This window comes from Epilithonimonas sp. (assembly GCF_032054305.1).
Lineage (GTDB): Bacteria > Bacteroidota > Bacteroidia > Flavobacteriales > Weeksellaceae > Epilithonimonas.
This window is the reverse complement of record NZ_DAMBSX010000012.1, coordinates 1-8,487: the sequence shown is the minus strand read 5'-3', so window position 1 is coordinate 8,487 and position 8,487 is coordinate 1. Positions and strand designations below refer to the sequence as shown.

The window sequence follows — 8,487 nt, the reverse complement described above, 5'->3', positions numbered from 1 at the left end:
CTCTTAAAGTTAAAGAGTATAAGAATCGTGTCCTAACAAAGTTAGCAACTCCAGAATTACGAGGACACTAAATGGTATTCCCGATGAGTATATTGGTCATTTGGAGCCGCTATTTGGAGATTTTTATGGTTATTCAAAAAGGTATAGTGGATTTATGGTCGGTGTCAGAGAAAATCCAAATTCAAATTCCAATGCGTACAACTTACAATTTGGTCCAGGTATAATTGATCCTCCAGGAGCTAATAGTTCTATTGGTCAAAATTTTGTTTTCGGACCTCCTAATAATGCTTACGAGGGTGAACCGGATCTTTTTAACTTCAGTGTTATGGGGATTTCTGGTAAGTTCATGATGGGCAATAATGGAAAGGTCGCTGTTGAGTGCGACGATCCGAATGTTAAGGTAGATGTATCACAAATGAACCGTTTCAGTGCATTAAATTTTTGCGGTAATGATCTCACATCTTCTATCAAGATAACTGACGGAAAAGGAAATCAATATTTTTTCGGTGGAGATATGTCAAAATTTGAACTTTCCTATGCTGCCAAGGATATATTATTTTCAGAAGGTTTTAATGGAGTTCCCGTCATTAATTCTTTCAGTATCTCGAAGATCATTTTAGCAAATGGAAAAACAATCGAATTCGATTATTACAACCCAAATTTGTCGTATAATTTCTGTCACAATCCTTATACCGAAGTGAGTACTACTCCTAGCCGAGAACCCCTTTTTTCAATTGAAACATATTTCCAGCAAGGTACCAGAGTAGATAATTGGACAACCTGCACTAGTCCATTTCCCTATCAATGTGTGCCAGCAGGGCAATCTGTAGCTTCATCTCAAGAGTTTGTTACACTATTGAAAAAGTCTTTATTGACGTCTATTAGGTATGATGGTAATGAGATCAAGATCAATTATAAAAGTATAGGATATTCTCTAAAACACAGATATTCTGCGCCGAAATATCTTAACGAATGGGTTATAGATAACATCGAAACTTATAGTAACTCAAGATTGCTGAAAAGTACAACATTTTCATATGATAATTTTGGAGGTAATAATCAGAGACCATTTCTAAAATCAGTTAAAGAGAATGAAACAAATAAAGAATATTCATTTGAATATACTGGTACATATAATTTGCCACCGTACTATACTAAAGGAGTAGACCACTGGGGTTATTGGAATGGAAATGATTCCAATCCATATTTGGCACCATATAGTAGTTACAATGGGCAAACTGGCGATTATGATCTGATTAATACCTTTAGAGACCCATCTTCAATATACTATTCTGCTACTTTGCTTAGCAAAATAGTATATCCGACCAAAGGATCGACAGAGTTTGAATATGAACCTCATGATTACAGTAAAAGAGTAGAAAGAAATTCTTCGCATGATTTTTACCCATTTTTAGAACCAAAAACAGGTAATGCTGGAGGAGCAAGGATTTTTAAGATCAAGAATTATTCCGCCCCTGGAATATTAAGTACTGAAAAGGAGTATCGATATAAAAGCACTAGAAATAATGAGCAAGGAACGGTTAGTTCTGGTACGCTTATGCATTGGCCACGTTACCACTACTATTTCGAATTTGATTATGGCTTTTCCAAGAGAATACTTCTTTTAACAAGCAGCTCAAACCATCAAAAAAACAGTTTGGATAGTTATAATGTTGGATATTCGACGGTCTTTGAAATTGAGAATAACAATGGCTATAAGGAATATAATTTTACTGATTATAATACCAACCCAGACAACTACCAATCGGAATTTGATGGGGAAAATTATCTGAATACTATAAAATTTTCAAATATTTTTGATGGTATAGGTATACAGCCATTGAACTTGTACAGAAATTTCCAAAATCTATATGGTATAGACAAAAGTATAACAAGAGGAAAATTGCTTTATGAAAAATTTTATAAAGAATCTGGGACCTTTCCTCAAAAAGAAGTGCAATATGATTATCATGATAATGAAGGCTACAATCAATTTTTTAATGAAGCAGATGATAATTACGTAACGATATATCACACGTCGGGTATATGGGCTCAGGCTTATAAAAAGTTTTTTAATGCCTCATATCTGCGATCCAAGTCAGTTCGTAATTATGATGATTATGGCAATGAATTGCAAGTGGCAGGTACGGAATATATTTACAATTCACACTATAATAGTAACTTAAGTGAGGAAATAACGACTTTTGGTGATAATTCAGTATTAAAAAAAACATATAAATATGCAAGTGATCTACTGATTGGAAACCCAGATCAACCATCTTCTTTTCCGGCAGAATATAGATTTATTTCATCTATGTATCGTAAGAACATGTTATCAGTTCCATTGGTAACAACTGAATATAAAAATAATACATTCTTAAAAAGGTCACAGACCCTTTACAACTTTGATAGTAACTTGACAATTCCAACTTTACCATCGCAAGATCTATTATATACAGAAGACAAGGTGACCAACATTGGCGGGTTTAATGGCACTTATAGTGTCCCTACCATTGGTTTTGCAACCGTAGTGCAGAGTTATGACCAATACGATTCGTCGGGAAATCTTTTACAGTTCACCTCAAAGACAGGTGTTCCCACATCGATTATCTGGGGCTATAACAAAAAATACCCAATTGCGATGGTCGAAGGTGCAACTTATCCAATAGCAGGCAGTTCACTTGGTACTGATATTCCCCAAACGTTGATAGATAATATAGTTAATGCATCGGTAACAGATATGGCACAGCCTGTAGGCAATGATGAAGCAGCACTATTATTAGCTTTGGACAATTTCAGGAAAGATCCGACAATGGCCAATTACCAAGTTACCACATATACCCATGATCCTTTAGTAGGAGTACGCAGTATTACGCCTCCCAATGGGATAAGGGAATATTACAAATATGACACCGCCTATAGGCTTGAAAAGATAAAGGATTTGAACGACGGAACATTAACGGAGCACCTATACAATTTCAAACATTAGTGTTGATCGCTAATAGAATATTCAACTAATAACTATTTCAATGAAATTTAAAATAAAATTTAAAAACGTAGTAACTGTATTGGCTTTAGTGTTGGGTTCGAACATTTACCATTCCCAGTTGACAGACTCTGAAAATTATGTCTATACCAAGACTCATCTTTCAGCACCAGGAGAAATCGTAAAGTCATCAGAAGTCGTTACTTATTTTGATGGTCTAGGGAGACCAAAACAGACGATCTCCATTAGAGGCGGAGGCGATCCTAACAAAGATCTGGTTATGCCTGTCATTTATGATAATATTGGAAGGCAGAGACTTGATGTTTTGCCAATTCCTATATCGACGTCAAGCAATGCGATACATAATGGATTGACAGAGTTCAGCGGTCAAAGTTTCTACGGAGATAATGTACCTTTTGCGGAAAAGATCATAGAGCAGTCGCCACTGAATAGAATTAGGAAACAGATCCAGCCTGGTTCTGAATGGCAAGATCATGCAGTTAACTACAACTACGAAGCAAATGATGACACTGATGTGCTTAAATTTTCTGTAATTACTTCCGCTTCAGGAACTACATTGTACAGCAGTAATTTGGTTGTCAATGGTTTTTATCCTGCATCAAAACTTTATAAAAATAGAATAGCTGACGAAGATGGTAAAACAACTTATCAATTTAGTAATGGACAAGGTCAGGTTCTGTTAGTCCGAAAAGTTCGCATAGATGTGAGGCCGTCGAGAAGTACAATGGAGTATCTTGATACTTATTATGTTTACAATGATCATGACCAGCTGGTATTTGTAATTCCACCTTTGGCTTCTAATGAGTTTAGAGATAATAATATTCAAAACATCCTTAATCCCAGGGATGGTAATAATGCAATAGTGACCAATCTTTGTTACCAATATATCTATGACAGAAAAAATCGTTTAGTCGAAAAGAAACTTCCTGGTAAAGGCTGGGAGTATATGGTGTATGATAAAGCGGATCGTTTGATCATGACCCAGGACAGTAATCTCACATCAAATAACAATACATTTGGGACTAGAGGATGGCTTTTTACCAAGTATGACAAGTTTAACAGGGTGGTCTATACCGGTTTTACAGCAAATACAGATGATAGAACGACAATCCAGAATGCACTAGACATAAGTACGACGACCGTTTACCACGAATCCAGAAGCTCAACCATTATTATTAATAGTGGAACCAATCTTTATTACACCAACAACATTTATCCGACCACACTGACCAAGATCTTGTCTGCAAATTATTATGATACGTATCCAGCGGGAACTATTTATCCAGTAAACAACAGCATTCAGGGCGAACCGATACTTTTGGCCGCTTATGATGGATCAGGGCGCTCGACCAAATCTCTCCCCTTGGCTACGATGGTGAAAAACATTAATGATGATAAATGGACAAAAACCTTTAGTTTTTACGATGGTAGAGGCAGAGTAATTGGGACAACTAGTACCAATCATCTCAATGGAAGAACAAGGGTCGAGATGAAGCTCGATTTTGGAGGTGCTGTGAGACATTCTGAGACCTGGCATAACAAAAAAGCGGGAGAGCAGCCTATTCATATTATAGAAGACTTTTTCTACGACCATCAGAACCGTCTAACAAAACACTATCACGAGGTTGAAGGTAAATCCCCCAAGGAACTTCTGGCAGATAACAGCTATGATGCATTGGGAAGGCTTGACACGAAAAAAGTAGGCGCAAGGTCTGATGCTAATTTTGCAGAAATTGTACCCCCATTACAGACCATCAAATACAATTATAATATAAGGGGATGGATGACGGGGATCAATCTTACAAATGATGGTAAGCTGGATACAGGCAAATTATTTTCTTACAAGATCAAATACAATGATCCAGCCAATACAATAATTAAAAATTATAATGGCAACATCTCTGAAGTGGACTGGACATATGGCGTAAACAATCATAGTCGTTACGAATATACATATGATACCGTTAATCGCCTTAAAATGGGAGAGTACAAAACTTTCAATGAAACGACCACTACGGATTCAGGTTTTTTTAACGAAGCGGTGACATACGATGTCAACGGAAACATCATCGGCCTTGAACGTAACGCTAGACCGAGAACAGGCTTAACGGCCAATGTGGTGGACGATCTAGTTTATTCTTATGAAAGCCTAAGTAACCGTATATCAACGATCTATGACAATAAGCAGAATAATAATGGTTACCCGGCCGTGATGATTCCCCAGCCAATTTCCTACGATGCCAATGGCAATATGCTGACAATGCCAGATAAAGGAATTTCCACCCCGATTTTATATAACTACTTGAATCTGCCTCAGGTGATTGTAAAAAATACCCAACCCGTTACCTATACTTATAGAGCTGACGGTGTAAAGGTCCATAAAAGTTTCGAGGTGAACGGACAGAACATACAGACCTGGTATTTGGATGGATTTGTTTATACAACACCCTATACACCAGATATTGTAATTGCTTTGAAAGAGACCCCGGAAGCTGAAGAGATGTCGGCAGCAGGACAAATAGAGTCCTTTGAGCTAGCTGACAAGGTTATTGTGGATCCAGGTGGACCTGGCGAACCGATAGTTCAATCTAAACCTGATTTTTTTGCAACATCAGAAGGGTTTTATGATTTCAGTACTTTTAGGTATATTTACCAGTACAAAGATCATCTGGGTAATACCAGGCTTAACTTTGCAAGGGATGAGAATGATATTCTATATAGTGAAGATAGAAATGATTACTATCCTTTCGGCTTGAACTTTATTAATCCCGTCTCATTTGGTCCTGCGCAGTTATATAACCCAAGTGCTACTTATAAGAATTACAAGTACAACGGTAAGGAACTGCAAGAGACGGGAATGTATGACTATGGAGCTAGGATGTATATGCCTGATATTGGAAGATGGGGCGTGGTGGATCCTTTGGCTGAGAAAGCGCGAGGCTTGTCGCCTTATCGCTATGGGTATAATAATCCTATTTCTTTCAAAGACCCAACTGGAATGTTGGAAGATTGGTATAATGATGAAGCAGGCGATTTGGTTTTTAACGATAATGTTAAAAGTCAACAAGACATGGATGATCAGGGGATAAAAGGTACTTATGTAGGAGAAGATACGAAAGAAGGAAGTTTAACATATGCGGCTGATGGTTATGTTTATGATGATTCTGAAGCTGGTGGAGGGCAGGTTATTGCAAATGGAAGAGAAAAAAGTATCGAAGGGGTAACTATTATTAAAGAATATTCTAAGCCTAGACAAGCTTGGAATTATTTAGCAGATAATATTGTATCTAAACCAATAGAAGGTATTCAAGTTTTAGGATATATTTTGTATGGAGGTCTCTACGAATTTCCCAAACAAATGATTGAGGAGGGGAAAATAGGAAACGGTGTTGATATGGATGTTGATATTTGGAGGTTTAAAAATGGAGGCTTTCGTAAAAAGACATATAAAAATGATGATTATATGAGTGAAGAAGAGCAATATGACGCATTTACTAAACCCGCAGTCTCTGCGATGACAACTCCTATTGGAATGAAAGCTCAAATATTTGAGAATTCAGTTGCAAATTTTGGATTTAAAACAGCATTAAAAACAGGAGCGAAGGCAACAATTGATAAAGCCGCTAAAGAAAAAAAATAGAAATGGATATAAATTTTTTAGGATTAATAGGAAGTTTTATGAGATTGATTTTTGTTTTTAAATTTAATTACAAAAAACAAAATGAAGAATCTGCAAAAAATTTTGAAAAGGAAGAGAAAAAGGATATTTTAATAGGTTCTATTACAATGATTATCATTATAGTTATAGGATTGTCTATTACTTTTTTTGGAATATGAGATTTTATTTGAATATTTTGGGAGATTTATCCGATAGGGAGGTGTTAGTTCTGTTCCAGAATAATTTCTAAGGAGCATTAGGGTTATAATAATTACAAGTGCAATGGCAAAGAATTACAAGAGACGGAGAGGTATGAATACGATGCAAGGATGTGCCTTATCTTGGAAGATGGGGCGTGGTGGATCCGCTTGCGGAAAAAGCACAAGATTTTGCTCCTTATCGTTATGGGTACAACAATCCAATTTTATTTATTGATCCAACAGGTATGTTAGAAACGGATTTCGTAGATATTGAGTCAGGACTTATAACTCATATAGAGAATGGCAAAGATCAGTTCATTTCTTCAGACAAAAAACGATAGACAATATGAAGAATTTGTCTGAAACCAATGTAGCTGCATGTAATAAAATACTGACAGTTTTTGAAAACTCTTCGCTAAATCTAGATATTACAGACAAGAAGTGAATTTGGCTTTCTAGTTCAAACAATATATGCAGAAAGTTCAGGAGTATTTGGTGAAAGCTTAGGTATTTTGAATGTTTTGGAGAACCGTGCTACGATGGATGGTAATTCTGTAATGGATCAACTGTCAGATGAATTCCATATGGTGTTTATGAATATAGGCAGATATATTGATGAAAAAGGTGCTAAGGATGATAATAAGAGATCTAATATACATAGAGCAATTGCGATTGGATTAACCAGAGATGGAGACGTAACTAATGGGGCCTATTTTTGGGATGCGCTTGATATTCAAACTAACAGCCATTATAAATCTTGGGGTGTAAAGTTTTCTAAACCAGGGCACAATTTATGGAATCAAAATGATAGATCTGGGAGAGATCAGTTGATTACAACGGCATCACACGGGAAAACAATATTTACAAAATTTGAAAATCAAGGAAATAAATGGTCTATATCAAAGCAAAAAAAATAGTTTTTCTACTTTTATTATCATTAAGCACAGGTTGTAAAAAGCAAAATAAGAGGACTTCTATAAATACTGAAAATTTATCACTTTATATTGTTGCCAATACAGATTCTAACTATTGCTCTGCTACTATTTTAGATAGTTTAAGGAAAGGTTCAACTAATGATAAATCAAAAAATCAAACTTTATATTACAATATTGAAAAGAATATTTTACTGGAAAATTTAAATTTGATACAAAATAATTTAAATAATATTACAGAGTTTTATGATCTTACAGTTTTGACAAAATCGTATATAATGAAATCAGAAGACCAGGAGTTTGTTATTTTAATTGGTCAAGCATCAGGTGCTACTGGAGTAGGAGTCGATTACTGGAATTATAGATGTTATGCAATTAATAATGATAGTTTCGAAATAAAATTTTCCTCTTTAATAAATTCTCCACTTTCTTTATTTATTGATAATGATGGCAAAGTAAAGCATATAGAAGTAGAGAAAAAATTTTATGATTACGAAAATGAAGAAAGAAATCGTTCTTTAATTGTAAATTTATTTAAGGATAATCATAAGATATCGTCATCATATTATAATTGTAATGAATAATAGCGCACAATACGAGATTAGTAGCTTATAATAATAAGTATACACGAAAGGATGGAGTTGCTAACTTTGTTAGGACACGATTCTTATACTCTTTAACTTTAAGAGT

The 8,487-nt window shown here is 35.4% G+C and carries 6 protein-coding genes; all 6 read left to right on the top strand.

Translation table 11 applies throughout. From position 1 onward, the window contains the following. Positions 1-154 precede the first annotated feature (154 nt). The 6 genes from RTX21_RS17975 to RTX21_RS17950 all read left to right on the top strand — a co-directional run bounded on the left by RTX21_RS17975 (position 155) and on the right by RTX21_RS17950 (position 8,381). Positions 155-2,989, top strand: a complete 2,835-nt coding sequence (locus tag RTX21_RS17975) for a hypothetical protein (RefSeq protein WP_312769924.1) — start codon at positions 155-157, stop codon at positions 2,987-2,989. A 40-nt stretch (positions 2,990-3,029) separates the two neighbouring features. Next, positions 3,030-6,647: a DUF6443 domain-containing protein gene (locus RTX21_RS17970; RefSeq protein ID WP_312769922.1), complete on the top strand. Its 3,618-nt coding sequence runs from the start codon at positions 3,030-3,032 to the stop codon at positions 6,645-6,647. 2 nt (positions 6,648-6,649) lie between these two features. Then, on the top strand, positions 6,650-6,844 hold the full coding sequence (locus RTX21_RS17965) for a hypothetical protein (protein ID WP_312769919.1): 195 nt from the start codon (positions 6,650-6,652) through the stop codon (positions 6,842-6,844). 152 nt (positions 6,845-6,996) lie between these two features. Beyond that, entirely contained in the window at positions 6,997-7,206 is a 210-nt protein-coding gene (locus RTX21_RS17960) for a hypothetical protein (protein WP_312769916.1), read from the top strand. Positions 7,207-7,404: 198 nt separating this feature from the next. Continuing rightward, complete coding sequence (locus RTX21_RS17955) at positions 7,405-7,782, top strand: hypothetical protein (protein WP_312769913.1); 378 nt, start codon at positions 7,405-7,407, stop codon at positions 7,780-7,782. Beyond that, positions 7,755-8,381 carry a hypothetical protein gene (locus tag RTX21_RS17950; protein ID WP_312769911.1) on the top strand — a complete coding sequence of 209 codons (627 nt, stop codon included), beginning with the start codon at positions 7,755-7,757 and terminating at the stop codon, positions 8,379-8,381. The genes RTX21_RS17955 and RTX21_RS17950 overlap by 28 nt, the downstream gene beginning before the upstream one ends. The last annotated feature ends 106 nt before the right edge of the window (positions 8,382-8,487 follow it).